Annotated in this window: 25 protein-coding genes; 5 read left to right on the forward strand and 20 right to left on the reverse strand. The window is 62.9% G+C overall.

The annotated features are described in order from the left end of the window. The first annotated feature begins 410 nt into the window (after window positions 1-410). On the forward strand, window positions 411-3,161 hold the full coding sequence (locus V5B40_RS08655; protein ID WP_332354131.1) for a M16 family metallopeptidase: 2,751 nt from the start codon (window positions 411-413) through the stop codon (window positions 3,159-3,161). A gap of 78 nt (window positions 3,162-3,239) precedes the next feature. On the opposite strand, the gene V5B40_RS08660 is transcribed toward V5B40_RS08655, so the two are convergent. Beyond that, window positions 3,240-4,397: a pyridoxal phosphate-dependent aminotransferase gene (locus V5B40_RS08660; RefSeq protein WP_332354132.1), complete on the reverse strand. Its 1,158-nt coding sequence runs from the start codon at window positions 4,395-4,397 to the stop codon at window positions 3,240-3,242. A 170-nt stretch (window positions 4,398-4,567) separates the two neighbouring features. Between V5B40_RS08660 and V5B40_RS08665 the strand changes: the two genes are divergently transcribed. Next, window positions 4,568-5,701, forward strand: a complete 1,134-nt coding sequence (locus tag V5B40_RS08665; RefSeq protein WP_332354133.1) for an extracellular catalytic domain type 2 short-chain-length polyhydroxyalkanoate depolymerase — start codon at window positions 4,568-4,570, stop codon at window positions 5,699-5,701. 88 nt (window positions 5,702-5,789) lie between these two features. On the opposite strand, the gene V5B40_RS08670 is transcribed toward V5B40_RS08665, so the two are convergent. From V5B40_RS08670 to V5B40_RS08760, 19 genes are all read right to left on the reverse strand, one after another. Continuing rightward, a complete protein-coding gene (locus V5B40_RS08670) occupies window positions 5,790-5,957 on the reverse strand; it encodes a GlsB/YeaQ/YmgE family stress response membrane protein (RefSeq protein WP_434735849.1) in 168 nt (55 codons plus the stop codon). Window positions 5,958-5,986: 29 nt separating this feature from the next. Beyond that, a complete protein-coding gene (locus tag V5B40_RS08675; protein ID WP_332354134.1) occupies window positions 5,987-6,793 on the reverse strand; it encodes a phosphate ABC transporter ATP-binding protein in 807 nt (268 codons plus the stop codon). A 148-nt stretch (window positions 6,794-6,941) separates the two neighbouring features. Continuing rightward, on the reverse strand, window positions 6,942-7,763 hold the full coding sequence (locus V5B40_RS08680; RefSeq protein WP_332354135.1) for a phosphate ABC transporter ATP-binding protein: 822 nt from the start codon (window positions 7,761-7,763) through the stop codon (window positions 6,942-6,944). Next, window positions 7,757-8,647, reverse strand: a complete 891-nt coding sequence (pstA, locus tag V5B40_RS08685; protein ID WP_332354136.1) for a phosphate ABC transporter permease PstA — start codon at window positions 8,645-8,647, stop codon at window positions 7,757-7,759. The genes V5B40_RS08680 and pstA overlap by 7 nt, the downstream gene beginning before the upstream one ends. A 3-nt stretch (window positions 8,648-8,650) precedes the next feature. Continuing rightward, window positions 8,651-9,598, reverse strand: coding sequence for a phosphate ABC transporter permease subunit PstC (pstC, locus tag V5B40_RS08690; protein WP_332354137.1), 948 nt, complete (start codon window positions 9,596-9,598; stop codon window positions 8,651-8,653). Window position 9,599: 1 nt separating this feature from the next. Further along, window positions 9,600-10,685, reverse strand: a complete 1,086-nt coding sequence (locus tag V5B40_RS08695) for a PhoU domain-containing protein (protein WP_332354138.1) — start codon at window positions 10,683-10,685, stop codon at window positions 9,600-9,602. Between the two features lie 91 nt (window positions 10,686-10,776). After that, window positions 10,777-11,652, reverse strand: a complete 876-nt coding sequence (locus tag V5B40_RS08700) for a phosphate ABC transporter substrate-binding protein (protein WP_332354139.1) — start codon at window positions 11,650-11,652, stop codon at window positions 10,777-10,779. A gap of 864 nt (window positions 11,653-12,516) precedes the next feature. Beyond that, a complete protein-coding gene (locus V5B40_RS08705; protein WP_332354140.1) occupies window positions 12,517-13,686 on the reverse strand; it encodes a vWA domain-containing protein in 1,170 nt (389 codons plus the stop codon). Window positions 13,687-13,721: 35 nt separating this feature from the next. Beyond that, window positions 13,722-14,564: an AAA family ATPase gene (locus V5B40_RS08710; protein ID WP_332354141.1), complete on the reverse strand. Its 843-nt coding sequence runs from the start codon at window positions 14,562-14,564 to the stop codon at window positions 13,722-13,724. Window positions 14,565-14,658: 94 nt separating this feature from the next. Beyond that, the gene (locus V5B40_RS08715; RefSeq protein WP_332354142.1) at window positions 14,659-15,087 is read right to left on the reverse strand and encodes a DUF1841 family protein; all 429 of its coding nucleotides are present in this window, start codon (window positions 15,085-15,087) and stop codon (window positions 14,659-14,661) included. Next, window positions 15,068-16,240, reverse strand: coding sequence for an FIST C-terminal domain-containing protein (locus V5B40_RS08720; protein WP_332354143.1), 1,173 nt, complete (start codon window positions 16,238-16,240; stop codon window positions 15,068-15,070). The genes V5B40_RS08715 and V5B40_RS08720 overlap by 20 nt, the downstream gene beginning before the upstream one ends. After that, window positions 16,237-16,890: an endonuclease III gene (gene nth / locus V5B40_RS08725; protein ID WP_332354144.1), complete on the reverse strand. Its 654-nt coding sequence runs from the start codon at window positions 16,888-16,890 to the stop codon at window positions 16,237-16,239. The genes V5B40_RS08720 and nth overlap by 4 nt, the downstream gene beginning before the upstream one ends. A 21-nt stretch (window positions 16,891-16,911) precedes the next feature. Beyond that, a complete protein-coding gene (locus tag V5B40_RS08730; RefSeq protein ID WP_332354178.1) occupies window positions 16,912-17,607 on the reverse strand; it encodes an electron transport complex subunit E in 696 nt (231 codons plus the stop codon). Then, window positions 17,607-18,305 (reverse strand): electron transport complex subunit RsxG, encoded by a 699-nt coding sequence (rsxG, locus tag V5B40_RS08735; RefSeq protein WP_332354145.1) that lies wholly within the window; start codon window positions 18,303-18,305, stop codon window positions 17,607-17,609. The genes V5B40_RS08730 and rsxG overlap by 1 nt, the downstream gene beginning before the upstream one ends. Continuing rightward, entirely contained in the window at window positions 18,302-19,327 is a 1,026-nt protein-coding gene (locus V5B40_RS08740; RefSeq protein WP_332354146.1) for an RnfABCDGE type electron transport complex subunit D, read from the reverse strand. Before V5B40_RS08740 ends, rsxG begins: the two co-directional genes overlap by 4 nt. Next, window positions 19,324-21,180, reverse strand: coding sequence for an electron transport complex subunit RsxC (gene rsxC, locus V5B40_RS08745; protein WP_332354147.1), 1,857 nt, complete (start codon window positions 21,178-21,180; stop codon window positions 19,324-19,326). The genes V5B40_RS08740 and rsxC overlap by 4 nt, the downstream gene beginning before the upstream one ends. Before the next feature lie 108 nt (window positions 21,181-21,288). Then, entirely contained in the window at window positions 21,289-21,840 is a 552-nt protein-coding gene (gene rsxB, locus V5B40_RS08750; RefSeq protein ID WP_332354148.1) for an electron transport complex subunit RsxB, read from the reverse strand. Window positions 21,841-21,853: 13 nt separating this feature from the next. Then, window positions 21,854-22,438, reverse strand: a complete 585-nt coding sequence (gene rsxA, locus V5B40_RS08755; protein ID WP_332354149.1) for an electron transport complex subunit RsxA — start codon at window positions 22,436-22,438, stop codon at window positions 21,854-21,856. Window positions 22,439-22,535: 97 nt separating this feature from the next. Further along, window positions 22,536-23,591, reverse strand: a complete 1,056-nt coding sequence (locus V5B40_RS08760) for a quinone-dependent dihydroorotate dehydrogenase (protein ID WP_332354150.1) — start codon at window positions 23,589-23,591, stop codon at window positions 22,536-22,538. A gap of 331 nt (window positions 23,592-23,922) precedes the next feature. Between V5B40_RS08760 and V5B40_RS08765 the strand changes: the two genes are divergently transcribed. From V5B40_RS08765 to V5B40_RS08775, 3 genes are read left to right on the forward strand one after another with little or no spacing between them, the layout of a single operon-like run. Further along, window positions 23,923-24,744, forward strand: coding sequence for a substrate-binding domain-containing protein (locus tag V5B40_RS08765; protein WP_332354151.1), 822 nt, complete (start codon window positions 23,923-23,925; stop codon window positions 24,742-24,744). A gap of 11 nt (window positions 24,745-24,755) precedes the next feature. Then, window positions 24,756-25,448 carry an ABC transporter permease gene (locus tag V5B40_RS08770; RefSeq protein ID WP_332354152.1) on the forward strand — a complete coding sequence of 231 codons (693 nt, stop codon included), beginning with the start codon at window positions 24,756-24,758 and terminating at the stop codon, window positions 25,446-25,448. Continuing rightward, window positions 25,445-26,110, forward strand: a complete 666-nt coding sequence (locus V5B40_RS08775) for an energy-coupling factor ABC transporter ATP-binding protein (RefSeq protein ID WP_332354153.1) — start codon at window positions 25,445-25,447, stop codon at window positions 26,108-26,110. Before V5B40_RS08770 ends, V5B40_RS08775 begins: the two co-directional genes overlap by 4 nt. The last annotated feature ends 27 nt before the right edge of the window (window positions 26,111-26,137 follow it).

A 26,137-nucleotide genomic window follows, 5' to 3' on the forward strand; every position in this document is an offset into this window, starting at 1 on the left:
GCCCACCCGCCAGGGAAGAAGTGTCCGACCAAGCTGATTCGGCCGTAAGACACGTCTGACACGTCCGACGATGCGCGGCAATCGTCCGGCTCACCTCCGCATGACAAGCGTTTGCAGGCGATGGCGTGGATCACACGCCGTTACACAACAGGGACAGAGCTCCAACAGATCATCGCCGGGCGATTCGCTACTCTTCGTCCCGTCGCTGCCGCACTCCTCCCCTCCCCCTCCCCGCGGCAGTGATCGTAGTACCCGGCCCGCCCAGACTCTCCCTCTGTGCGGGCCGCTCCCTTTCTGGCAAGCTGTACAGTGATTCAGCGCCTGGCCAGCGGCGGCCAGGTCGCCGGGAAAGGCGCCGCAACGTGCAGGCAAAAGAAGCTGGACCCCGCAAACCTCGTGGAGTGATGATGATGAACCGATGGACAAGCGTAGCCGTATGCCTGCTGTGGTCGCTGCTGAGCTTCACACCGGCAAGCGCCGCCGCCCGGCCAGCCAGCGCAGGGAAACTGCCGGCCGGTGTCGAAAAGCTGAGTACCGTTGAAGGCATCAGCGAGTATCGACTGGCCAACGGCCTGCATTTCATCCTCTTTCCCGACGCCGCCAAACCAACGACCACGGTCAACGTGACCTATCTGGTCGGTTCACGCGACGAGAACTACGGCGAAACCGGCATGGCTCACCTGCTCGAACACCTGATCTTCAAGGGATCGAAGAGTTTTCCCGACCCGACCAGGGAGTTCAAGACGCGCGGATTCCGGATCAACGGCTCGACTTGGCTCGACCGCACCAATTACTACGTCACTTTTCCGGCCAGCGACGCCAACCTCAAGTGGGCACTTGGCTGGAGCGCCGACGCAATGGTCAACTCCTTCATCGCCCGGAAGGACCTCGATAGCGAGATGAGCGTCGTACGCAACGAATTCGAGATGGGGGAAAACAGCCCGAGCCGGGTCATGATGAAGCGCCTGCAGTCGCTGCTCTTTGACTGGCACAACTACGGCAACAACACCATCGGCGCCCGCAGCGACATCGAAAACGTCAAAATCGAGAATCTGCAGGCCTTCTATCGGAATTTCTATCAGCCCGACAATGCGGTGCTGACGGTCGCCGGCAAGTTCGACGAGCAGCAGACGCTGCAATGGATTGCCGGCAGCTTCGGCCAACTGGCCAAGCCGACGCGCCAACTGGCGAAACAATGGACCGTCGAGCCGACGGCCGACGGCGAACGCAGCTTCGTCGTTCGCCGCAAGGGCGAGGTGCAACTGCTGACCCTCGCCTATCGCACGCCATCCAGCCTGCACGCCGAATCCGAAGCCGTGAGCATGGCCAGCGAGATACTCGGTGACACTCCAAATGGTCGCCTCTACCAGGCGCTGGTCCAACCCGGTCTGGCGGCACAGGTCTTTGCCTATGCCATCGACGCCCGCGAACCCGGCTTCGTGGTTTTTGGCGCAATGGTGAACAAGGGCGAATCGCTGGAGCGCGTGCGCGACAAAATGATCGAAGTCATCGAAGGCGGTTTCGCTCGCCAGACGGCAACCGCCAGCGAGCTCGGCCGCGTCGTCGAACAGGCGCGCACCGCCTACGAACGTGCGCTGGCCAACCCGGAAGTGTTCGCCGTCATGCTTTCCGAGTACATCGCGCTCGGTGACTGGCGACTGTTCTTCTATTCCCGTGATCAGCTCGACCAGATCAAGCCGGCGCAGGTCGACGCAGCCGCGGCGAAGTATTTTGTGCGTGACAACCGCGTTCTTGGCAGTTTCGTTCCCGAAGATTCACCGCAGCGTGCCGAGATCCCGCCCGCCCCGACCGCGGCGGAGCTGCTGGCGAACTTCAAGGGCAGTGAAAAGGGAGACGCCGGTGAAGCCTTTGAAGCATCGCATGAGAACATCAACCAACGCTCGCAACGGCCGAGCGTCGGCGACTTGCAAGTGGCGCTGCTGGCGAAAAAGAACCGCGGCCAGACGGTCAACGTGGCCATGCGCTTCCGCTGGGGGGATGAAGACTCGCTGCGCAATCGCGATATGGCCGGCACACTGACGATGGCCATGCTCAGCCGCGGCAGTGGCCAACTGAACCGCCAGCAGATCGCCGACGAATTCACTCGCCTGAAAATCCGCGGCGACCTGACGCAGTTTGAAACCACCCGCGAGCAGCTACCGGAAGCGCTCAGGCTGGTCGCCCAGCTGCTCAAAGAACCGAGCTTCCCGGCGAGCGAATTCGACGAACTGAAACGACAGACGCTGACTGCGCTGCAGGCCCAGCTCGACAACCCGCAGACGCTCTCCAGTGACGCTCTCGCCTCGCACTTCAACACTTACCCGCCAGGTGACCCGCGCTACCATGCGCAACTCGCCGAACGCCTCGCCCAGCTCCAGGCGACGACGCTCGAGCAGCTTGTCGCCTATCACCGCGAGCTGATGGGCACGGCGCGTGGTGAAATAGCCATCGTCGGCGACTTCGATGAAGCGGCGATCAGCGCCGAGCTCAGGCAACTCTTTCCCGATTACGTCTCGCGATCGCCGTACGCCCGCGTTGATCGCGAGTATCGCGCCGTGGCGCCGCAACGCATCGTCATCGACACCCCCGACAAGGAGAACGCCTTCCTGCGCGCGCGTGTCGATCTGAAGCTGAGTTTCGACGACGACGACACACCTGCCCTGTACGTGGCGAACAGTATTTTTGGCGGCAGCAGCGGCTTGTCGAGCCGGCTGATGGACCGCTTGCGCCAGAAAGACGGCCTCAGCTACAGCGCGGGCTCCTCCTTGTCGATGGGTATGCGGGAAGATCTATCGACCTGGTCCTTTGCCGCGATGGCGGCGCCGCAGAACCTGGACCGCGCCGAGCAGGCCTTCCTCGAGGAACTGACGCGCGCGCGCCGCGACGGCTTCACGCCTGCAGAGGTTGCCGAGGCCAAGAAGGGAATTCTCGAAGCACGCGCCGTCGCTCGCTCGCAGGACAGCGCGGTTGCCGCGCGCTGGATCTCCCTGCTCGACCTCGGTCACGACTGGCTGTACTCAAAGAACTTCGAGACGCGAGTCATGGCGCTGACCCCGGAACAGGTCAACGCCGCTTTCCGCAAATACATCGACCCCGAGCAGCTGACCCTGGTCGTCGCCGGCGACGCCAGAAAAACGGACAGCAAAGCGGCGGGCAGTTGAGGCAGTTGAGATACTTGAGGTAGTTGAGGCGACTGACTACGGTCGTCTGCGCCTCGCCCTGCTCATGGTGGGCACGCGTCAAATGCTGCGCAGTTTTTCACCGGCGGCGGCCAGGGTCGCTTCCTGCTTGGCGAAACAGAAGCGCACGACGCGTTCGTCATAAGCATCGTGGTTGAATACGGACACCGGAATAACCGCCACGCCGACCTCGCGGGTCAGCCAACGAGCGAACTCCTGGTCAGGCAGGTCGGCAATGGCGCTGTAACGCGCCAGCTGGAAGTAGGTGCCGCGGCAGGGGAGTAGTTCGAAGCGTGACGCAGCGAGCTGGCGGCGAAAGAACTCGCGCTTCCCTTCGTAGAACGCGGCCAGGCCGAGATGCCGCGAGGCGTCGTGCATGTACTCGGCAATCCCCAGCTGGCACGGCGTATTGACCGTAAACACGTTGAACTGATGAACTTTGCGAAACTCGCGCATCAGTTCGCGAGGCCCCAGCACGTAGCCGATCTTCCAGCCGGTGATGTGATAGGTCTTGCCAAAGGACGACACGACGATGCTGCGTGCGGCCAGTTCGGGATGGGCAGCGACGCTTTGATGCTGCACGCCATCGAAAACGATGTGTTCGTAGACTTCGTCGGCGAGCACGACGATAGGAGTGTCGCGCGTCAGTTCGGCCAGCGCCGCCAGATCGTCGGCGTCGAACAGGCTGCCGCTCGGGTTGTGCGGCGAATTGATGATGATCATCCGCGTGCGCGGACTGAGCAGGGAGCGCAGCTGCTGCCAATCGGGCCGGTAATCGGGCGAGCGCAGCGCCGCGTAAATGGCTTTGCCACCCACCGTTTCGATCGCCGGCACGTAGCTGTCATAGACCGGCTCGAAGACGATCACCTCGTCGCCGCTGCGCACGAAGGCGGCAATCGCCGTGAAGATGGCCTGCGTGGCACCGGCGGTGACCGTGATTTCGTCTTCGACGTCGTAGTCCGCGCCATAGAGCGCGGCCACCTTGTCGGCGATGGCCGCGCGCAGTTCGGCCACGCCGGCCATTGGCGGGTACTGGTTACGACCGGCATGCATGGCCCGCGCAGTGGCGTCGAAGAGTGCCGGCTCGGCCTGAAAATCAGGAAAGCCCTGCGACAGGTTGATGGCACCGCAGTCGGCGGCGAGCTTCGACATCACCGTGAAGATGGTGGTCCCGACCCAGGGAAGTTTGGAGTCGATGGCGACTGAGGATTGGCGCATGGCGATCCGCGACCAGCGCGGTGGAGAGTGAGCAAGCGCCTAGTTTAGGGGCGCCCTGGCGTTCGAACAAGGCTGCTGCGAACCCCGTAAATCAGGAAACCTCCAGCCAGGCAGCCAAGCAGACCAGGCCTTGCCCGCCCGTCTGGTCGTCGGCAAGGCGAGCTGCTAGCATGCACCCTATTATTCATCACCGCTCCGATCGTCATCGTCGGGCCGCCACCATGACCACAGCCAAACCCGTCTTGCGCAGCCTCGCCAGCGCGGCTCTCGTTTTCTTGCTGAGCACCGGAAACGCCCGCGCAGCCGAAGGCCAGCCAGCAGTACAGCCACTACCAGCGCTGGGCGCCGAGTTGAGCGAGCTGACTGTCTCCGGCATCTCCTCGGGTGCCTACATGGCGGTGCAGTTCCAGGTCGCCCACTCGCAGTTGGTGCGCGGCGCCGGCGTGCTTGCTGGCGGCCCCTATGACTGTGCCGACGGATCGATCCGGCGAGCGCTTACGGCTTGCATGTCGCCCTCCTGGTGGGCCGCAGTACCTTCCGTAGCCGAACTGCGTGCCCAGGCGGAAGCACTCGCCAAGGCGGGCCGCATCGATCCGCTGGAAGGCTTGCGCGACGATCGCGTGTGGCTGTTTTCAGGGGGCAAGGACAGCGTCGTCGACACGGCGGTGATGGAGCGGCTGGCCGCTTTCTATGGACAGTGGATCGCTCCGACGGCGATTCGCTTCGTCCGGCTACCAGACGCCGGGCACGCCATGATCTCGGTCGCCGACCCGCAGGCCAATGCCTGCAGCAGCGAGGAATCGCCGTTCATTAATCGCTGCGGCGAGCTCGACGCGGCCGGCGAAATTCTCCAGCACCTGCTTGGCCCCTTGCAGCCACCAGCGGCGACCGCCACAGGCGAGCCGCTACGCTTCGACCAGAGCCCGTTTGTAGAAGGCAAGCCGATCGATGCGGGACTGGCCGACGAGGCCTACGTTTATGTGCCGCAGGCCTGCCTCAGTAGCGCCTGCCGGGTACATGTCGCTTTTCATGGTTGTCGTCAGGCTGCGGCGCAGATCGACCGACGCTTCGTCGATGGCGCCGGCTACAACCGCTGGGCAGACAGCAATCGCATCGTCGTCCTCTACCCGCAGGTGCAACCGCGCTATGGACTGACCACAGGCTCCTGGCAGTGGTTGAACAACCCCTTTGGCTGCTGGGACTGGTGGGGCTATACGGGCAGCGACTACGCCACGCAAGGCGGCGTGCAGATCAAAGCGGTGCGCGCCATGCTCGAACGACTGGCCGCCCCTCGCCAGCATTAGGCGATTGCCGGAAAAGAACGTACCAGATTGCGCCGGATTTTCGGTCGCCTTCAAGGCGCGACAACAGGCGCGCTGCCGCCGCTGACCATCAACGACTGCGGAGCTTGCCGTAAATCACAAGAAGGATCACCGCCATGATTATCGAGGCGATGAAACCGGCGCCTTCACCGGCCCTGTACCAGCCGAAAAACTGGCCGACCATGCCGGCGCCGAAAGAGCCGGCGATACCGAGCACGATAGTAAGCATGAAGCCCATGTTCTCCTTGCCAGGATGAATGAGCCAGATCAGCCGTAACGCCCCTCGATGTAGTCGGCGGTCTCCTTGTGGGTCGGGGTCACGAACATCTCCTCGGTCAGCGCGTGCTCGACGACCCGGCCCATCAGCATGAAGATGCATTCTTCGCTGGCACGGCGCGCCTGCGCCATGTTGTGGGTGACGATCAGGATCGTGTACTGACCACGCAGTTCCCAGAGCAGCTCTTCTACCGCCTCGGTGCCCTTCGGGTCGAGCGCCGAACACGGCTCGTCCATCAGCAGCAGCGTCGGCTTGACCGGCAGCAAGCGCGCGATGCACAACTTCTGCTGCTCTTCGAGCGACAGTTCGGTGGCCTTGCGCTTGAGGCGGTCCTTGACCTTGTCCCAAAGCAGCACCGTGCGCAGCGACTCCTCGACGATCTCGTCGGGGGTGCCCTGGTGTACGCCACCACCGCCCTTGGCGTGCAGACGATGGCTGAAAAGAATATTGTCGCGAATCGAAATGGGCAGCGGATTGGGCCGCTGAAAAACCATTCCGACCTGTTTGCGCACCTGGATCAACTCGACGCCCGAGTCATAGATATTCTGGCCCATGACTTCGATACTACCCTCGATGCGCACGTAGCCGAGGCGTTCGTTGATGCGGTTGACGCTGCGCAGGTAGGTACTCTTGCCGCATCCCGAGGGACCGATCATCGAGGTGATCATGCCCTTGCGGATTTGCAAGTCCACATCGTACAGGGCCTGGAAGGTCCCGTACCAGAGGTTGAGTTTCTTGGTGTCGATCGCGTATTCGGGAACTGGCTGCAGCGGAACAGCGGCTGGGGCGGCGGTCATCTCGTTGTGTCCTTGGTGTGCATTCTTCAATTGATTCCGGGCAAGCGCTGTTTGCAAAGCCCGTCACGCAGCGCTTCGACGATCCCCGCCAGTGCAGCGAAGGTGTGCACCGCAGCCCGGCAGCGGCGCACGCGCCGGGCAGCAAGGCTCAGCCGAATCGTCCCTCTACGTAATCACGCGTCCGCTGATCCTTCACCGCGCCGGTAAACAGATCCTCGGTGACCCCGATCTCGACGCACTCGCTGTTCAGGAAGAACGCGGTACGGTCGGCCAGACGTCGCGCCTGCTGCACCAGGTTGGTCACCAGGATGATGGTCACTTCCTTGCGCAACTCCTTGAGCACATCTTCGATGCGCATGGTGGTGACCGGGTCGACGGCAATCGAGAACTCGTCGAGCATCAGCAGGTCGGGCTCCTGCGACAGCGCCCGGGCGATCGTCAGCCGCTGCTGCTGGCCGCCGGAAAGCAGGCTGCCGAGCGCATTAAGGCGGTCCTTGACTTCGTCCCAGAGAGCTGCGCGGGTCAGGCAGCGCTGCACGATCACGTCCAACTCGGCCTTTTCCTTGATTCCCCGCAGGCGCGGCGACAGGGCAACGTTGTCATAGACCGTCATCGGCAGACCAACCGGCAGCGGAAAGACGACGCCGATGCGACTGCGTAGCGCATAGACGTTCTTCAGGTGGCGGGTATCCAGCCCATTGAAGTGGATTTCGCCGGCCACGCGCATTCCCGTGGTGAACATGTCCATGCGGTTGACCGCTTTGAGGAAGGAGGTCTTGCCGGCATTGGCGGGGCCAATGATGCCGAAGATCTCGTGCTCGCGAATCTCCAGGCTGACATCCTTCAATGCCAATGCCTTCCCGTAACTGATGGTCAGGTTCTTGACCGCCAGCTTGGTCAGCGGCGCCGCGGCAGCGGCGTCCTCTTGAGCGGCGACCGCTACGCGTTCAAGAGCGCTTTGACTTACCATTTCTTCTTCCCCCTGAGCCACATGCGAAACGCGATCGACGCGCTGTTCATCAGCAAGACCAGTCCGATGAGTACCAGAGCGATGCCGAACGGAACCTCCTCGGCGATCCCCGGAACCTGGGTCGCGGCAACAAACAGATGCAAGGACAAGGCCATGGTCTGGTCGAAAACGCTTTGCGGCAGGAAAGGCGTGAAGAACACCGCGCCGGTGAACATGATCGGTGCGGTCTCGCCAGAGGTACGCGAGACTTCGAGGATCACACCGGTCAGGATGCCGGTGATCGAGTTCGGCAAGACCACCCGCCGGATGGTCTGCCAGCGCGTCGCTCCCATGTTCCAGCAGGCCTCGCGAAATGCCAGCGGTACCGACTGCAGTGATTCGCGGGTGGCGACGATGACCACCGGCATGGTCATCACCGCCAGCGTCAGACTGGCCGCCAGAATACTGGTCCCGAACTTGAAAAAAATCACGAAGGCGCCAAGCCCGAACAAGGCGTGCACGATCGACGGCACACCGGCCAGGTTGATGATCGCCAGATTGATGATGCGCGTAAACCAGTTGTCGCCGGCATACTCGCTAAGATAAATCGCCGCGAAAACGCCGATCGGAACCGACAGCAACAGGGCCACCGCTACCAGCCAGACAGTACCCAGCAGGGCGGGCAGGACGCCGCCAGTACGCATGCCGTCAGTCGGCGCAGTAAAGAGAAACTCCCAGGAGATCACCCCGCCACCCTTGTAGATCAGGGTTCCCAAAATCATCATTACCGGCGCAATCAGCATCAGCGTCATCACACCGAAGAGGATTCGATAAAGGCTCTGGACCCTGGCATTGCGGTGATTCAGGCTGCTCGCCTGGAACATTGCGGCATTGGCAGTTGTCATTTTCTATCCCTTGCGAATGCCGCGCACGATCAGATCGGCGCTCAGGTTGACGGTGAAGGTGACCAGGAAGAGCAAAATGCCAATGGTAAACAGCGCCTGATAGTGCTCGCCGCCGACCACCGTTTCACCCAGTTCTGCGGCGATGGTGGCGGTCAGCGCGCGCACCGAGTCGAAGACGCTGTCGGGAATATTGACCGCGTGTCCGGTCGCCATCAGCACGGCCATCGTTTCTCCGAAACCGCGTCCGACCCCGAGCAGCACGCCACCGAGCAGCCCGTTCTTGGCCGCCGGCAGCACCACCTTGTAGGTTACCTGCCAGCGCGTCGCGCCCATCGCCTCGGCGGCTTCACGGTAACGATCGGGCACTGCCTTGAGCGCATCCTCGGCGATCGAGGTCATGATCGGTGCCGCCATCAAACCAAGAATGATGCCCGCGTTGAGCACGCAGAGACCCACCGGCACGTCGAACCACTTGATGATCAAGGGATTCATGATCACCAGGCCGATGAAGCCCCAGACCACCGACGGAATCGCCGCCAGCAGCTCGACCAGCACTTTCAGCGTTTCACGGGTCTTGCCACTGGCAAACTCGGCAATGTAGATCGCCGCTCCGAGCGAGAACGGCACGGCGACCAGCATTGCCAGACCGGTAACGCTGGCGGTACCTGCCATCAGCGCCAGGATCCCGTACTCGGGGGCGTCGGCGTCGCTCGGGAACCAGTACGGCGTGAGAAAGAACTCCCGGACGTTCATGTGGTGCAGGATGAAGCCGACACCTTCCTTGAAGACGAAAATAAAAATTCCCAGCACGAAGACGATCGCCGAGATACCGCAGAGGAACACCAGGGCCTGAACCGCCTTGTCTACGTACCAGTCGAAATCGCGACGATCGAACGCGCCCGCCCCCCCGGGAGCCACTGTGGCGCCACGTACAGCGTTGCTGTTGGCCATGTCAGTCGGCCTCCTCGCCCCGCAGGGTGGTCATCAGGGTGCTCACCTGCACGGCGATTTCGCGAACCAGCGTCGCGTAGCGCTCGCGCCGCTGCTCCTCGGGAAGTTCCGCCGCAAGCACGCCGCCGACGTCCCACTCCAGAGCCGCAGTGTGAAACGGAACCTTGTCGACGTAGGACTTGACTGGCCCTTGCAGGCTGACGATGACGTGGAAATCGACAAGATCCTGAAGACTCAGATTCATCGCTTGTGGTTGGTGGCGGGCGAGGTCGACCCCCGACTCCTGCAGCAGGCCGACCACCTCCGGCGCCATCGCGCCCGCCTGACGGCCCAGGCTGCGGAACTCACCACCTCCGCAAGCAATCTTGCCAGCAACGGTCTCGGCGATCGGTCCGAGCAGGGTGTTGTCCTCGTCAAGGAAGAGAATCCGGAAAACCTTTGTCGCCTTGGTCTGGCCGGTCACCGCAAACACCGTTTCCTCGCAGATGTTCTTGGCCTGGTCCGAGACCCGTTCGAGCGAGTTGAAAACGCCGAGATAGGCGAAGAGGTCCTCGATGCTGAAGTTCTCGCCGGCATTGACCAGGTCGGCAAAAACCACATCGAAAGTGCGCTCGACCTGATCGGCCATGATCATCGTCGCCCTGGCCTTCTCGGCATTGCCGTCGATGAAGCCGCACATCGCCTGCTTGAACATCTGCCGCGACTCACCGGCAAGCAGGTCAACCTCGCGCTTGATCAGCGCGTCGGGGCGTTTGGCGAGATGCACCGATTCGCGGGCGATGGTCACCGCGTAGTCGCCGACACGCTCCAGCGCGACGTTGGCGTGAATCATCGCCGTCATCAGACGCAGATGTCCGGCGCTCGGGAGGTGCACGCCGATGAAAGCGTGGCACATCTTGTCCAGCTTGCGGTTTTCCGCGTTGATCCGCTGATCTCCCAGGACGGTCGCGTAGGCCAGCTTGTCGTCACCGCTGAGCAGGGCGCGTACCGCGGCGCCGAGTGCTTCGTCAACGCGCTTGGCCAGCAGGGTCGCTTGTTGTTTGATCAATGACAGGTCTCTCTCGAGACGTTCTTCATAATGGCTCATTGCTGGCGACTCCTCACGGCACTAAGGGCACACAGAGTACAGAGCGGGCGCGAGAAGACTCCCTGTCCCCGCGCCCGTGATGGCGTACGACTTACTTGCAGCTGACTTTCTTGATTGGCGCGTAGCCTTCCTTGGCAACGATGCACTGGCCGACGTCGCTCTTGATCCAGTCCATGTACTTCTTGGTTTCGTCCTTCGGCTGACCATCGGTGTACATGAACAGCGGACGGGCGATCGGATAGGTGCCATCAAAAGCGGTATCCTCGGTCGGCATGACGCATGGCTTGCCTTTCTCGGGCGAGATGCACAACGCCTTCAGGTGATCCGTGGCGTAGGCAAGGCCACTGTAGCCGATCGCGCAAGGCGTCTTCTCGACCAGATCGGCGACGTCCTTGGAGCCGTGCATGTCCAGCGTGCCCTGGCGGAATTTGCCCTTCTCACCGAGAACTGCCTCCTGGAAGTAGGCGTAGGTTCCCGAATTGTTCTGCCGGCTGACGACGACGATCTCGTCCTTGCAGCCCGGAATGGTGATCCCCAAATCGCTCCACTTGGTCGCCCCACCGTCACGTCCGTAGATCTTGGCCAGTTCGGGGATGCTCAAGGTATCGAGCGGAAAGTTCTTGTGTACGAAGACAGCCAGGGCATCGTAGCCGACCACGTGCTCGACCGGATCGTGACCTTTGGCCTTGGCCTCGGCTATCTCCTTGTCCTTCATCTTGCGGCTGGAATTGGCGATATCCACGGTGCCGTTGATCATCGCTGCGATGCCGGTACCCGAGCCGCCGCCGGAAACCGCGACAGCCACATTCGGATTGATCTTGCCGTATTGCTCGGCCCATGACTGGGCGACGTTGACCAAAGTGTCCGAGCCCTTGTTCTGGATCTCGGTTCGTGCAGAAACGGCACCTGACGCCAGGGCAGCGGCGACGGCAAGGCTGACGCTCAAAAACATCGATTTCGAAGTCATTTGGGACTCTCCAAGGGTGGGAAATATTTTTGAAGTCTTTAGATGCAGATCAAAGACTTCAGGGGTGACGCGAAGTCTCCGAGCGACAAAGATTATCAGAAAATTTCGCTCTGACAAACCCCATAGAGGCAGCAAATAATAATAAACATTGGCCTGGCCACTGCGAGAAGCGGTGGCGGCAGCCAGCGGCAAAGGATTGATGCGAAACACATTTCATGATGCAGAAAAAATGTTTTCATATGCAGTTAAAAGCATATAACCAACTGCTTTTACACAACTTGCTGTGTACCTACAAAAATCCTCCGGTCATTTGTCCACGGAAACAAATTGGGAAGAAATCAATTCACTTCAAATTAACTATTAAAATGGACGAAATGCAATAAACGACAGGCAGCGGCCAGAACACTTTTTGCGCAGGAAGCAGTGCCGCGTCCACGAAACGGACTCTATTTAATCGTCACTACGGATAACTAAAGCTTATTGTTCATGGGGTTAAAGGCCGTTCCCGGAAATCTGCCCGCTGCGCGCGATTTCTCGCAAATTCTCCAAGGCTCATGACGCTGGAACGTCCTGTGGCAGTCACGGGAAGCCTGCATCGTCCAGACCACGTTGCGACTTTTCCAGACCCATGATTCATGCAAAGCGCATCGAGCGCCGCGCACTTCAAGGTGAAGCAAGGCAAGCGATTGGTATGGGTCGGAAGGCGAGCCGCAGCGTCGCCACCAGGCGCGTCAAGGACGACAGCCGCCGTTGCAGGGGCAGGAAAGGAAAACGGCGATCGAAGAGGTGATCGGAGGCCTTGGGACAGCCATCAGCCTCCTCTCGCGGGCGCGATAGAGGCCGTAGAAAACCCCGCCGCCGCGCCTACTTGCTGAGCAGCCGCATCCCGCGCTCCAGCCCGTCGAGCGTCAGCGGGAACATGCGCCCGCCCATCAGGTTGTGGATCAGCGAAGTCGATTGCCGGTACTGCCAGGCGTGTTCGGACTCCGGATTGAGCCAGATGGCGTGCGGCCAGGTGTCGGTCAGGCGGCGCAGCCAGGTGGCACCCGGCTCGGCGTTGTTGTACTCGACGCTGCCCCAGGGCTGCAGAATCTCGTAGGGGCTCATCGCCGCGTCACCGACGAAAATCAGCTTGTAGTCATTGCCGTACCTGTGCAGCACGTCGTGGGTGTCGATGCGCTCGCTGTGACGGCGGCGGTTGTCCTTCCACAGGTATTCGTAGACGCAGTTGTGGAAGTAGTAGTACTCGAGATGCTTGAACTCGCTGTGGCAGGCCGAGAACAGTTCCTCGCAGACGCGGATGTGATCGTCCATCGAGCCGCCAATATCGAGAAACAGCAACACTTTGACCGCGTTGTGACGCTCGGGCCGCAGACGCAGGTCGAGCCAGCCGGCGTTGCGCGCGGTACCGGCGATGGTGCCTTCCAGATCCAGTTCCTCGGGCGCGCCCTGGCGAGCAAAGCGGCGCAGGCGACGCAAAGCAATCTTGATATTGCGCGTACCAATCTCGACGCTGTCGTCGAGGTTGCGATACTCGCGCTTTTCCCAGACCTTGACTGCCGAGCGGTTCTCGCTCTTGCCGCCAACACGGATGCCTTCGGGATGCGTGCCGCCGTGCCCGAAGGGCGAAGTGCCACCTGTGCCGATCCACTTGCTGCCGCCGGAGTGGCGTTCCTTCTGCTCGGCGAGACGCTTCTTGAAAGTCTCCATCAGCTTTTCCCAGCCGAGTTTCTCGAGCTTGGCGCGTTCGGCGTCGCTGAGGTGTTTCTTCACCGCCTGCCGCAGCCATTCTTCGGGAATCAGTGCCTCCATCCCGGGCAGCGCTTCGACACCCTTGAAGTACTCACCGAAGGCGCGATCGAACTTGTCGAAGTGCGTCTCGTCCTTGACCAGAATCGCACGCGAGAGGACGTAGAAGTCATCGAGGCTGTGCTCGATGACGTGCTGTTGCAGCGCTTCGAGCAAGGCCAGGAACTCCTTGATCGACACCGGCAGGCGATTCTCCTTGAGGTGAAGAAAGAAATCGATCAGCATCGTCGCTAGTGCCTAACACATTCGCGCATCGCCGCTCAGCGGTTCTGGCGGGCCATGAAAATCAGGCGTTCGAAAAGATGGACGTCCTGCTCGTTCTTGAGCAGGGCCCCGTGCAACGGCGGAATGGCGCTCTTGTTGTCCTTGCTGTGCAAGGCTTCCGGCGGGATGTCCTCGGCGAGCAGCAGCTTCAGCCAGTCGAGCAGTTCCGAGGTCGAGGGCTTCTTCTTCAGGCCGGGAATTTCACGCAGTTCGAAGAACACTTCCAGCGCTTCACGCAGCAAGGCGGGCTTGAGACCCGGGAAATGGACGTCGACGATGCGCTTCATGGTCTCCCGGTCGGGGAACTTGATGTAGTGGAAGAAGCAGCGCCGTAGAAAAGCGTCGGGCAGTTCCTTTTCATTGTTCGAGGTGATGAACACCGCCGGTCGGTGGCGGGCGCGCACGTTCTGGCGCGTCTCGTAAACGAAGAACTCCATGCGGTCGAGTTCGCGCAGCAGGTCGTTGGGGAATTCGATGTCGGCCTTGTCGATTTCGTCGATCAGCACCACCGACGGCGTTGCGCATTCGAAAGCCTGCCACAGCACGCCTTTGAGAATGTAGCTGCCGATGTCGGCGACCTTGGCCTCGCCGAGCTGCGAATCGCGCAGGCGTGAAACGGCGTCGTATTCGTAAAGGCCCTGCTGCGCCTTGGTCGTCGATTTGATGTGCCACTGAAAAAGCGGCCGCCCGAGCGCGGCGGCGACCTCTTCGGCGAGCATGGTCTTGCCGGTACCCGGCTCACCCTTGATCAGCAGCGGTCGCTGCAGGGTAACGGCGGCATTGACCGCCAGCGTCAGGTCACCGGTGGTGACGTATTTGTCGGAGCCGGAAAAGCGCATGGGGGATGTTCCTCGCGAAGCGACTTGCCGATTCTACCCGCAAAGCGGCGAGCGGGGTTTGCTGCCGCGCTTTCCTGGCCCGCTGTGGCGGGCCTCAGCTGCGGGCTGCTCGCTGCACGCAGTGGAGGTAGGCGACGCCATCAATTGCGCTGCCGTCACGCTGTGAGCGCCACAGCGCCTCGCCGAGACACTCGAGAATGGCGTGTTCGGCGGCATGGACTTCGAGGCGTCCGCGCAGCGCCTGGTAGGCGGCACGGATGCCCGGCGGCTGGTCGATACTGATCTGCTCGGCGACGGCCAGGTGCAGGGAGAGGTGCAGGAAGGGATTCATTTTCCCGTTTTCGGGCGTGAACTCCTGCTCCACCGCCAGCTCCGGGTTTTCGAGCAGCGCGTGATACTCGGGGTGTTCGACGATCAGATCGGCGGCAGTGACTTCTGCACCTTCGAGGATGGCGCGCTCGCGATGCTTGCGCCAGGCGCCACAGAAGAACTGCCGTACCTGCTCACGACTGGGATTGAACATCGGGCCTCCGGGGTGGGTGACTGATCAGGGCAGTGACCACGGCGTTGTGCAGCGAACGGTTGCCACCCTCCGCACCGGCTGCGATCTGCCCGGTTCCGTAAACGCCGAGCAGCGGCAGACCGGGAAAGCTTTGCCGCAGGCAGTCGAGCTCGCAGTCGTCGCCACCATGAAAATAGGGACCGCGACCGAAACACGAGAAAACCAGGCCGGCAAGGGGTTTCGCAACGACGGCGGCCAGTTGCTCGACGCTGCGGCGCATGTCGTCTACGGCCGACTGGGGCCGGCGAATCGCCCACGCCAGCCGCTGCCCCGGCTTGGTCCCTTCGGCCAGGCTCACCGAGCGATCAGCCGCGTTGGCCGAGAGAATGGCCGTCGAATGCCAGGCACCCGCCGCGAAAGCGCCCCCACTGGCGAGCGCGCTGCCAAGGCTGGCGACACCGCGAGCGCTGCCCGCACTGTCTTCGTCAAACAGCACGGCCGACAGGGCGCCCAGTGGCAGCGGTAACTGTTCGCGCAAGTCTGCGGGCAAGCCAGCGAGGAGGCTGTCGAGCGCAGTTTCGCCACCCAGCTGCAGCAAGTCATAGGCACGGCTGCGCTCTATCGTCCGTGGCTCGGCGAGCAGGCTCCAGCCGCTCGAAACGCCGACGTCGACCTGTGCGCCGCGCAGGTGCACACTGCAGCTCGGCGCCAGGCGGCTGTGCTGCCAGGCGGTCGGAACGCTGCCGCCGCCGCTACCCGCGAAACTGCCGCCGAAACGCTTTTTCGTCGCGTCGCCCCAGGGGTACGGGAAGCTGCCGCCGGCATAGCTCAGGACGGCCTGCCGATGCGCGTGGTCAAGGGCAAGGCCGCTTTCGCGATGATGCAGCGAAAGATCGCCCGCAAAGACCATCACCGCCGCCGCGGGCCGGTCGAGTACCCAGCCGTGCTCACTGAAGACCCCGGCCGCGATGCCCCCGGCCACCTCGGTGCACTGTGCTGCCCGAGCCACCGCGCTGACCGTCTGCTGCGCGTGCCGGGCAAAGTCCGGCGTCAGAAACAACAGCACGCCCGTGGCGTGGCTGGCACCGGTCCTGGCCAGCGCCTGTGCCAAGGCTTCTTCCGCCAGAGCGGAGCGAGGATCGTTGCCGGCAACCAGCGCGCTGGCAACGCTCATGGCAGCGGCGCTCCGAAGGGGTCGGTCTTCTCGGGCCAGGCGCAGAGATCGGCGATGTCGCAACGCCAACATTCGGGTTTGCGCGCCTTGCACACGTAGCGTCCGTGCAGGATCAGCCAGTGATGGGCCGATTGCCGGAATTCCTCGGGAACGCGCTTGAGCAACTCGCGTTCCACCGCCAGCGGCGTCTTGCCGGGCGCCAGTCCGCTGCGGTTGGCGACCCGGAAAATATGCGTATCGACGGCAATCGTCGCTTCGCCGAAAGCGGTGTTGAGGACCACGTTGGCCGTCTTGCGACCAACTCCCGGCAGAGCTTCGAGCGCCACCCGCGCGGGCGGCACTTCGCCGCCGTGCAGCTCGATCAGTTGCCGACAGGTGGCAATGACGTTTCTGGCCTTGCTCGGATAGAGACCGATGCGGTTGATGTAGGTGGCCAGTCCCTCCTCGCCGAGCGCCAGCATCGCCTGCGGCGTCGGCGCGTCGGCAAAAAGCTTGCGCGTCGCCAGGTTGACGCTCTTGTCGGTGGCCTGCGCCGACAGGATGACGGCAATCAGCAACTGGAAAGTCGTGGCGTACGCGAGCTCGGTGGTCGGCTCGGGGTTGGCCGCGCGTAGGCGCGCGAAGAGTTGTTGCCGCTGCTGGCTGTTCATCCGGGCGCGATTCGCTGGCGCTCAGGCGCCGTCGGCAAGCGGCAGCGCTGACGCCTGGTCCGCTCCGGAATCGGGCTTGCGCGCAGCGGCGCGCGCTTCGACCCAGTTCTTCCAGGCGATCAGGAAGCCAAGAAGAATGAAAGCACCTGGCGGCAGGATGGCGAGCAGAAAACCGGGATAGTCGGCCGGCAGTAGTTGCAGCCCCTGCGCGCCGGGGAAAACCATGTCGATCCCCGAAAACAGCGTGCCACCGCCGATCAGTTCGCGCAGGCCGCCGAGCAGAGCCAGGGTCCACAGCAGACCGACGCCCATGAAAATGCCGTCGAGCAGCGATTGCAGGGGCGGATTCTTGTTGGCAAAAGCTTCGACCCGCGCCAGGACGATGCAGTTGGTGACGATCAGCGGGATGAAGATACCGAGAACCAGATACAGCTCGTGGAAATAGGCGTTGAAGAGCAGGTCGACGACGGTCACCAGCGCGGCCACGACCAGGATGAAGACCGGAATGCGAATCTCGTGTGGAATCAGATTGCGCAGCGCGGCGACGGCGACATTGGCCACCGCCATGACGATGATCGTCGCCAGCGACAGCATCACCCCATTGACCAGGGTCGTGGTCACCGCCAGCAGCGGGCATAGTCCGAGCAGCTGTATCAGGCTGGCGTTCTGATGCCAGACACCGTTGTCCATGATCTGGCGGAATTGTTCGCGATCGATCACTGGCTTTCTCCTGGGCTGGCTGAGGACGGTGTGGGCACTTCAGGGCTGGCAAAGAGCTGCTGGCGGTTTTCGGCGACGTACTGCAGCGCTTTGTGCACTGCCTTGATCACTGCGCGCGGCGTAACTGTCGCGCCGGCGAGCGAGTCGAAACGGCCGTGATCTTTCCTGACCGCCCATTCGCGCCCGGAAACGGTCGCCAAAGAGAGATCGTTGAACTGAGTGATCCACGGCCGCTCCTTGTTCTTGTCCTTGCGCGGGTCGATGTAGTCGCCGAGCCCGGGCGTCTCTTTGTGCTGCGTGACGCGAACGCCAAGCAGCCTACCGTCGGCGGCCACCGCCAGCAGCAGACGAATCTTTCCGGAATAGCCATCCGGAGCGACGGCTTCGAAGATCAGCGCGCTGGCGCTGCCGCTCTTGCGTCCCAGATACGCCGTCGACGGCGCATCGAGGCCGAGCCCGGCGCTTGCCGGCAGCTGCCGCTGGTCGTTCAGCAGATCGTTGTCGTAGAGCTCGCGCGGCAGAACTTCGCCGATCAGTTTCATTTTCTCGGCCGCTGCCGCGGCTTCGATGGCCGGCTCGGTCGCCTGGTAAGCGGCTGCCAGCAGGCCGGTAAAGACGACGACGAAAATGAACAGGACGATGGCCGTGCGCACGGCCATCGATGCGGCGCTGAGCGTCTTGAGCGGCGGCGTCATGGCTCGTTCTTCAGGCCGAAGACCGGCGGCTGCGAATACATGTCGATCAGCGGCACACAAAGATTCATCAGCAATACGGCAAAAGCGACGCCATCCGGAAAACCGCCGAAGACGCGGATGATGTACGCCAGCAGACCGGCGAGCAGACCGAAGATCAGCTTGCCTTTCGGCGTCGTGCAACCCGAAACCGGGTCAGTGACGATGAAGAAAGCGCCGAGCAGCGCGCCACCGGAGAAGAGATGGAAGAGCGGATTGGCGAACTGCTGCGGGTTCCACGCCCAGAGCACAGCCGCCAGCAAGCTCAAGCCGAGAATGAAGCCGAAGGGCGCGTGCCAGCTGATCAGCTTGCGCTGCCACAACCACAGGCCGCCGAGCAGATAGCCGCCGGCCACCCACTCCCAGCCACGGCCGGCGAAATTGCCGAAAACCTCCTGCGTCGCCAGCAGCGTCGGCACATCGACGCTGCCATCGGAAAGCTTCAGCGCCGTCTTGAGCGCATCGAGCGGCGTCGCGCCGCTCATCACGTCGATGCGTGGCGCCAGGCCGGCAATGATCTGCAGCTGCTCGAGAAAACCAAGCTTCAGGCCGAGCGCCGGCCATTGCGACATCAGTGCCGGAAAAGAGACGATGCAGGCGGCAAAAGCGACCATTGCCGGGTTGAAGGGGTTCTGGCCCAGGCCGCCGTAGAGATGCTTGGCGACGACGATGGCCAACAGCGTGCCGACGACGATCAACCACCACGGCGCCAGCGGCGGGAAGCTCAAGGCAATCAGCCAGGCGGTGACGATGGCGCTGCCATCGCTCAGGAACAGGGCCAGGGGCTTGCGCCGCAGGCCAAGCATCAAAGCCTCGCCGGCGAGTGCCGTCAGCGTCGCGATCACCAGTTGCACGACGATGCCCGGGCCGATCAGCCAGACGTAGGCGGCAACGCCGGGCAACAGGGCCAGCAACACCTGCACCATGACGCGGCGCACGCTGATGCGCTCCTGCAACAGATAGGGGGGCGTGCTGAAATCCATCATTCGCCCGTCCGCCCTTGCTTTTCGACCTGTTTTGGCGTTTCCACGGACGCCCTCGTCGCGCCCGGCTCTGCCGCCTCTTCCAGCTCTTCTGCCTGCAACGCGGCCCGCCGCGCATCGACGGCAGCCAGCTGGCGCTTCTGCTCGAACGTCAGTTGATCGGTGTTTTTCGGTTGCACCGCCGCGCGCTGGGCGCGCGCACGCTCCATCGCCGCGACGATGGTTGCTTTCTTGATCGCTTCGGCATCAAGCTCAGGAGCTGGAGCTTCGCGGGGCGCAAGGCTTGCCGGCGCGATCGCGGCCACTGGCGCAGGCGCGTCGGCGGGCTTCAGCTGCGGACTGGCGACGCTAACAGCCGAGTCAGCGGCCGAATCAGCGGCCGCAGGCTCGACCGCCACTACCGCGCGCGCCTGCTTCTCGGCGGCGCGCGCGGCAGCGCCTTTGGCCAGCCGCGCCGCTTTCTCCGCCTGTTCGCGCTCCTCGCGCGCGTTGCGCAGCTCGAAGCGCGCCTTGGCGGCGTCGGCACCGTTCTTTTCTCGCTCGCGCGACCAGATCTCGCTCTTCGCGAAACGAAAATATTGCACCAGGGGGATATGCGAAGGACAGACATAGCTGCAGCAGCCGCACTCGATACAGTCGAAGAGGTGGTACTCCTGCGTCTTGCCGAAGTTGCGCGCCCGCGAGAACCAGTACAACTCGAATGGCTGCAGCTCGTGCGGACAGACTTCGGCACAGGCGCCACAACGGATGCACGGCATCTCCGGCGGGCTCGGCGCGAACATCGTCGGCGAAGCGGCGATGATGCAGTTGCTCGCCTTGACCACCGGCGCGTCCAGGCTCGGCAAGGCGAAGCCCATCATCGGCCCGCCCATCAGGTAGCGATCGGTGTCGGCTTTCGGCCCGCCGAGCGCGACCAGATCGCGCAGCGGCGTGCCGAGTCGCACTTCCCAATTGCGCGGTCGCTCGAGATTGCCGGCCAGGGTGACGATGCGTGAGATCACCGGCTCACCGAACGCCAGTGCGCGATACGCCGAGTACACCGTGCCAACGTTGAAGCACTGCACGCCGAGTTCGGTCGAGCGCTTGCTGGCCGGGACTTCCTTGCCGGTCAGAACGCGAATCAACTGCTTGGCGCCGCCAGCGGGATAGCGGGTCGGGACGGCGACGACCTGATAGTCTTCGCCAACATCCTGCACCGCTTGCTGCATGGCGGCGACGGCTTCCGGTTTGTTGTCTTCGATACCGATCAGCACCTGCCGCGCCGCCAGGAGGTCGCGAAAGATGGCAATGCCGCGGACGATTTCCTCGGCACGCTCGCGCATCAGGACGTCATCACAGCTCATGTAGGGCTCGCACTCGGCGCCGTTGATGACCAGTTCTTCCACGGCCACGCCGGCGGCAGTCGTGAGCTTGGCGTGACTCGGAAAAACCGCCCCACCGAGGCCGACGACGCCGGCGTCACGAAGCGCCTCGCGGACCTGCTCGGGAGGCAGGCTGCGGTGATCGAGCGGCGTGCGCTCCACCCACTCGTCGCGACCATCGGGCTCGATGACCACGCTCAGCGTCGGCAGACCGGAGGGATGCGCGGCCAGATGCTCTTCGATGGCAAGGACCGTGCCGGAAGTGGACGCGTGCGCGGCGGCCGACAGCCAGGCATCGGCGCCGCCTATCACCTGCCCCTTGCGTACCCGCTCACCGACTTCGACGAGCGGGTTGGCCGCACCGCCGATGCTCTGATGCAGCGGCACGTAGAGGCGCGACGGTAGTGGCGCGATGGCAATCGGTTCCTGTACCGAAGGCGTCTTGTGGGTCTGCGGTTTGACGCCGCCCTTGAAGCTGAACAGTCGCTGCAGCATTCGGGTCGCTTTACCGTGAAAGTCGCGGACGCGACTCACGGATCGCCCTTCTCCCCGCTGCGGGAGAAGGGTCGGGAAAGAGGAGGACGGTCATGACTTTCATGACCGTCAGGCCGCACGCTTGACGGGCTTGATTTCGATCACCGGGTATTTCCATTTCCAGTTCTCGAGGTTCTCGGTGATCGGCCGCATTTCGATGCACTCGACCGGGCAGGGTTTGACGCACAGCTCGCAGCCGGTACATAGGGATTCGACGACCGTGTGCATCTGCTTGGCGGCGCCGACGATGGCGTCCACCGGGCAGGCCTGGATGCACAGAGTGCAACCGATGCAGGTCTCTTCGATGATGATCGCCAGCTGTTTCGGCTTTTCCTCGGCGTCCAGTGGCTTGACTTCGCGGCCGAGCAGGTCGGCGAGTTTGCGCACTCCATCCATGCCGCCCGGCGGACAGAGGTTGATGTCGGCTTCGCCCGCCGAAATGGCCGTCGCGTAAGGTTTGCAACCCGGGTAGCCGCACTGCCCGCATTGCGTCTGCGGCAGGATGGCATCGATCTTGTCGACCACCGGGTCGCCCTCGACCTTGAACCTGATCGACGCATAGCCAAGCGCCGCGCCGAGGACGATGGCCCCGAGCGCCATGATTAGCAGGGCAGTGATCATTGCCTGTCCACTCTCACTGGTAGCGGTCCAGCCCGGCGAAACCCATGAACGCCAGGCTCATCAGCCCGGCAGTGACCATGGCGATCGCCGTGCCCCGAAAGTAAACCGGAACGTCGGCGCCTTCGACGCGTTCGCGAATGCCGGCGAAAAGCACCAGCACCAGCGAAAAACCGACGGCACTGCCAGCCCCGAAAAGCAGCGATTCGACAAAGTCATTCTTGTTGGCGATGTTCAACAGCGGCACTCCGAGAACCGCACAATTGGTGGTGATCAGCGGCAGATAGATGCCGAGCACCTGATGCAGCAGTGGACTGGTTTTCTGGATCACCATTTCGGTGAGCTGCACAACGGCGGCGATGGTAACGATGAACGACAGCGTGCGCAGGTATTCGAGGCCGAAAGGCATCAACAGGTAATGGTCGATGATGTAGCTGGCACCGGTGGCCACGGTGAGCACAAAAGTCGTCGCCGCGCCCATGCCGAAAGCCGTCTCCAGTTTCCTGGAAACGCCCATGAACGGGCAGAGGCCGAGAATCTTCACCAGCACGACGTTATTGACGAGAACCGCGCCGATGATGATGAACAGATAGTGAGTCATGGTGTGCGTAGGCTGTGCGCCGCGCAATCCGGGGCGCAGCGATTATCCCGTGTCGAATGCGTGCGTTCAACCACCTTGTCAGTAGCGCCTTCCGGACTCAGGCCCGGCGCGGCGTGTGCAACATGCGCTGCCTGGCGATCGCGGCGGCGGCCTCGGCGACCAGCTCCGGGCCGCGGTAGATGAAGCCGGTGTAGAACTGAACCAGACTGGCGCCGGCGGCGATCTTGGCCGCGGCATCCTCCCCGTTCATGATCCCGCCGACGCCGATGATCGGCACTTCACCGCCCAGTGCTGCCGCCAGCTTGCCAGTCACGGCCGTTGACAGGGCCAGCAGCGGTGCGCCGGAAAGGCCGCCCGCCTGCTCGGCATTCGCCAGCCCCTCGACGCCAGCCCGCGAAAGCGTGGTGTTGGTGGCGATGACGCCGTCCATGCGGTGCTGGCGGAGCAGCGCCGCGATCGCCTGAATCTGCGCGTCTTCGAGGTCCGGCGCAACCTTCAGCGCCAGCGGCACGTAGCGGCCGTGGCGGTCGGCAAGCCTGGCCTGCGCGGCTTTCAGGCTGCCGAGCAAGGCGTCCAGCGCGTCGTCGCGCTGCAGTTCGCGCAGGTTTTTGGTATTCGGACTGGAAATATTCACGGCCACATAACTGGCCGCCGAGTAGACCCGATCGAGGCAAAGCAGATAGTCGTCGGCCGCTTTCTCGATTGGCGTATCGAAATTCTTGCCGATATTGATGCCAAGAACGCCGCCCTCGCGCGCAAACCTGGTGCCGGCGATGTTGCTCAGCAGTTTCTCGACGCCGTCGTTATTGAAGCCCATGCGGTTGATGATGGCCTGCTTCTCCGGGATGCGGAAGAGGCGCGGCTTGGGATTTCCCGGCTGCGCACGCGGCGTAACCGTACCCACCTCGATAAATCCAAAGCCCTGTGCAGCCAGTGCGTCGACGTGCTCGCCGTTCTTGTCGAGACCCGCGGCCAGACCAACCGGGTTCCGGAAATCCAGCCCCATCACCTGCACCGGGTCGGGAGCGACCGGACGCGCCAGCAGACACGCGATACCAGTGGTCTTGGCGAAGTCGATACCCGCCATTCCGACGCCATGAGCGGTCTCGGCGTCGAGAGCGAAGAAAAATTTGCGTAGCAGCGGATAGATCATCGCCGCATTTTACCGCATACCGCATGGCAGCATCCGGCGCGTGCAGCGGCGGGGAATCAAGCGCCATTGATCATCCCGCAGCGACCGTCATTGCCGGGAGGCGAGCAGGGTCGTCCGGGGTCGTCCGGGGCAGTCGCCGGAAGCGCGAATAGGGCTTGGTCGGGCTCGATTTTGTCGATAAACTCGCTTTCCAGCAGCCCTCTCGGGTCGCTTGACAGCAGCGGCACCATGCTCTTGATCAAGGCCGCGGCGCCGGCATCGACAAAGCGCGGCCCAGCGCTTGTGCTTGTCTACGGCAAGCGGGGGACGAAAAAACAAAGGGAGTCCCATCATGACCGTAAGCCTCTACCGCCTGGCAACAGCATTCATCCTGCTCTTTGTCTTGCATTCGAGCGCCATCGAAGCACGCGATCTGCGCCTGGCGACGACCACCAGCACCGACAATTCCGGTCTCCTGCGCGCCATCCTGCCGCAGTTCGAAAGGCAACGCGGAATCAAGGTGCATGTCATCTCGGTCGGTACGGGCAAGGCCCTCAAGCTGGCGGAAAACGGCGATGTCGACGTCGTTCTGGTCCATGATCGCGAGGCCGAAGAGGCCTTCGTCGCCGCCGGCCACGGCAGCGAACGGCGTGACGTGATGTACAACGACTTTGTCCTCGTCGGCCCGAAAAGCGATCCGGCCGGGGTGCGCGGCGGCAGCGACATACTGGCGGCTCTACGGAAAATCGCGGCCACGCAAGCGCGCTTCGTCTCGCGCGGCGACGATTCCGGAACCGAGCGCATGGAGCAAAGCTACTGGCGAGCACTCGACATCACCGCCCAGGGGAAGCCATGGCACATATCGGCGGGTCTTGGCATGGGCGAAGTGCTGACCATGGCTGGCGAGATGCAGGCTTATACGCTGTCCGATCGCGCCACCTACGCCAGCTATCAGGCAAGGACGGAGCTGGAAATCCTGGTACAGGGTGATCCGCGCATGTTCAATCCCTACGGAATCATGGCCGTCAGCCGCAGCAAGTACCCGGACATCAACTTCAGCGACGCGCTGGCGCTGATCGACTGGATGACCAGCGCCGCCGGGCGGGCGGCAATCAGTGCCTTCAAGCCAAAAGGAGAACAGTTGTTCTTCGTGGCGCCGGCCAGCAAGCAGTAGCCGCCCACTCTTTGGGCCTCCTCGACGCCACCTACGCGGCACTGCGGCTCCTTCTCTCGGCTGATCCGGAGCTGTGGACTATCGTCGGCGTCTCGCTATCGGTAACCCTGCGCGCCATGCTGGTCGCCATGCCGGTCGGGGTTGGCTGCGGCTATCTCCTGGCCACCCTGCGCTTCCCGGGGCGGCGCGCGCTGATCGTTGTCATCCAGGGGCTGCTGGCCTCGCCGACCGTGGTCGTCGGTCTGATGCTCTACCTGCTGCTTTCACGCCAGGGCGTTTTCGGGCAACTGAACTTGTTGTTTACTCAGACGGCAATGGTCATCGGCCAGGTACTCATCGCCCTGCCGGTACTCATCGCCTTCTCGCTGGCGGCGATCCAGGGCGCTGACCCGCGCGCACGGGAAACTGCCGTGGCGCTCGGGGCGTCGGCGACGCGCGTTGGCTGGACGATGCTCGTCGAGGTACGTTTCGCGCTGCTGGCAGCGGTCTGCAATGCCTTCGGTCGCATCGTCTCGGAAATCGGCTGCTCCCTGATGGTCGGCGGCAACATCGCTGGCGTGACCCGCAACATTCCGACGGCGATTGCCCTGGAAACCAGCAAAGGCGATTTTGCGCAGGGAATCGCCCTCGGTATTGTGCTACTGGTGGTCGCCCTCGGCGTCAATTCGGCTTTCGCCTTCTTTCAGGGGGAATCGCGCCGATGAAGCTGCTGGCAGTGACTGCGCTGAGCAAGTCCTTCCGCGAACGACGCTTGCTGGCGATCGACGCACTGAGCCTGAGCGCCGGCGAGCGCTACGTTCTGACTGGCGAAAACGGCAGCGGCAAGTCGACCTTGCTGCGCATTCTGGCCGGCATTGAGGCACCGGACAGCGGTGTCGGCCACTTCGGCAAACGCCGCTTCGACTGGTCGCCCTATCCGGGCTGGCTGCGCCAGGAAGTGATCTACGTCCATCAGCAGCCGTATCTTTTCCATACCAGCGTGGTCGAGAATATCGCCTACGGGCTGCGCGCCAGGGGTGTCGAAGCGGGCGAGCGCGAACGTCTGGTCGCCGCGGCAATTGCCTGGGCACGCCTCGGCCACCTCCTGCGGACACCGCCGCAGAAGCTGTCGGGCGGCGAAAGACAGCGCGTGGCGCTGGCACGGGCCTGGGTGCTGGCGCCGAAAGTGCTTTTGCTCGACGAACCCACCGCCAACCTCGACACCGAATCGCGCCAGCAGACGATCGATCTGGTGCGGGCTTTCTGCGGGCCAGAGACCACCGCGGTCATCGCCTGCCATGATCGCGACATGATTGCCCTGGCCAATCGGCGTCGACTGCACCTGGTAGACGGCCAGATTCGACCGCACACCGGCTCGTCGCTCTGAGCGGCCAGAGTGTTCTGCGAAGGAGCG

Origin of the sequence: Candidatus Accumulibacter meliphilus (assembly GCF_036625345.1) — a bacterium.
Taxonomy (GTDB): Bacteria; Pseudomonadota; Gammaproteobacteria; order Burkholderiales; family Rhodocyclaceae; genus Accumulibacter; species Accumulibacter meliphilus.

Bases quoted from the DNA above. Each gene is read 5' to 3' on its own strand.
- V5B40_RS08655 (WP_332354131.1), top strand. From the start codon at position 411: ATGAACCGATGGACAAGCGTAGCCGTATGCCTGCTGTGGTCGCTGCTG.
- V5B40_RS08660 (WP_332354132.1), bottom strand. From the start codon at position 4,397: ATGCGCCAATCCTCAGTCGCCATCGACTCCAAACTTCCCTGGGTCGGG.
- V5B40_RS08665 (WP_332354133.1), top strand. From the start codon at position 4,568: ATGCACCCTATTATTCATCACCGCTCCGATCGTCATCGTCGGGCCGCC.
- V5B40_RS08670 (WP_434735849.1), bottom strand. From the start codon at position 5,957: ATGGGCTTCATGCTTACTATCGTGCTCGGTATCGCCGGCTCTTTCGGC.
- V5B40_RS08675 (WP_332354134.1), bottom strand. From the start codon at position 6,793: ATGACCGCCGCCCCAGCCGCTGTTCCGCTGCAGCCAGTTCCCGAATAC.
- V5B40_RS08680 (WP_332354135.1), bottom strand. From the start codon at position 7,763: ATGGTAAGTCAAAGCGCTCTTGAACGCGTAGCGGTCGCCGCTCAAGAG.
- pstA (WP_332354136.1), bottom strand. From the start codon at position 8,647: ATGACAACTGCCAATGCCGCAATGTTCCAGGCGAGCAGCCTGAATCAC.
- pstC (WP_332354137.1), bottom strand. From the start codon at position 9,598: ATGGCCAACAGCAACGCTGTACGTGGCGCCACAGTGGCTCCCGGGGGG.
- V5B40_RS08695 (WP_332354138.1), bottom strand. From the start codon at position 10,685: ATGAGCCATTATGAAGAACGTCTCGAGAGAGACCTGTCATTGATCAAA.
- V5B40_RS08700 (WP_332354139.1), bottom strand. From the start codon at position 11,652: ATGACTTCGAAATCGATGTTTTTGAGCGTCAGCCTTGCCGTCGCCGCT.
- V5B40_RS08705 (WP_332354140.1), bottom strand. From the start codon at position 13,686: ATGCTGATCGATTTCTTTCTTCACCTCAAGGAGAATCGCCTGCCGGTG.
- V5B40_RS08710 (WP_332354141.1), bottom strand. From the start codon at position 14,564: ATGCGCTTTTCCGGCTCCGACAAATACGTCACCACCGGTGACCTGACG.
- V5B40_RS08715 (WP_332354142.1), bottom strand. From the start codon at position 15,087: ATGTTCAATCCCAGTCGTGAGCAGGTACGGCAGTTCTTCTGTGGCGCC.
- V5B40_RS08720 (WP_332354143.1), bottom strand. From the start codon at position 16,240: ATGAGCGTTGCCAGCGCGCTGGTTGCCGGCAACGATCCTCGCTCCGCT.
- nth (WP_332354144.1), bottom strand. From the start codon at position 16,890: ATGAACAGCCAGCAGCGGCAACAACTCTTCGCGCGCCTACGCGCGGCC.
- rsxG (WP_332354145.1), bottom strand. From the start codon at position 18,305: ATGACGCCGCCGCTCAAGACGCTCAGCGCCGCATCGATGGCCGTGCGC.
- V5B40_RS08740 (WP_332354146.1), bottom strand. From the start codon at position 19,327: ATGATGGATTTCAGCACGCCCCCCTATCTGTTGCAGGAGCGCATCAGC.
- rsxC (WP_332354147.1), bottom strand. From the start codon at position 21,180: ATGCTGCAGCGACTGTTCAGCTTCAAGGGCGGCGTCAAACCGCAGACC.
- rsxB (WP_332354148.1), bottom strand. From the start codon at position 21,840: ATGATCACTGCCCTGCTAATCATGGCGCTCGGGGCCATCGTCCTCGGC.
- rsxA (WP_332354149.1), bottom strand. From the start codon at position 22,438: ATGACTCACTATCTGTTCATCATCATCGGCGCGGTTCTCGTCAATAAC.
- V5B40_RS08760 (WP_332354150.1), bottom strand. From the start codon at position 23,591: ATGATCTATCCGCTGCTACGCAAATTTTTCTTCGCTCTCGACGCCGAG.
- V5B40_RS08765 (WP_332354151.1), top strand. From the start codon at position 23,923: ATGACCGTAAGCCTCTACCGCCTGGCAACAGCATTCATCCTGCTCTTT.
- V5B40_RS08775 (WP_332354153.1), top strand. From the start codon at position 25,445: ATGAAGCTGCTGGCAGTGACTGCGCTGAGCAAGTCCTTCCGCGAACGA.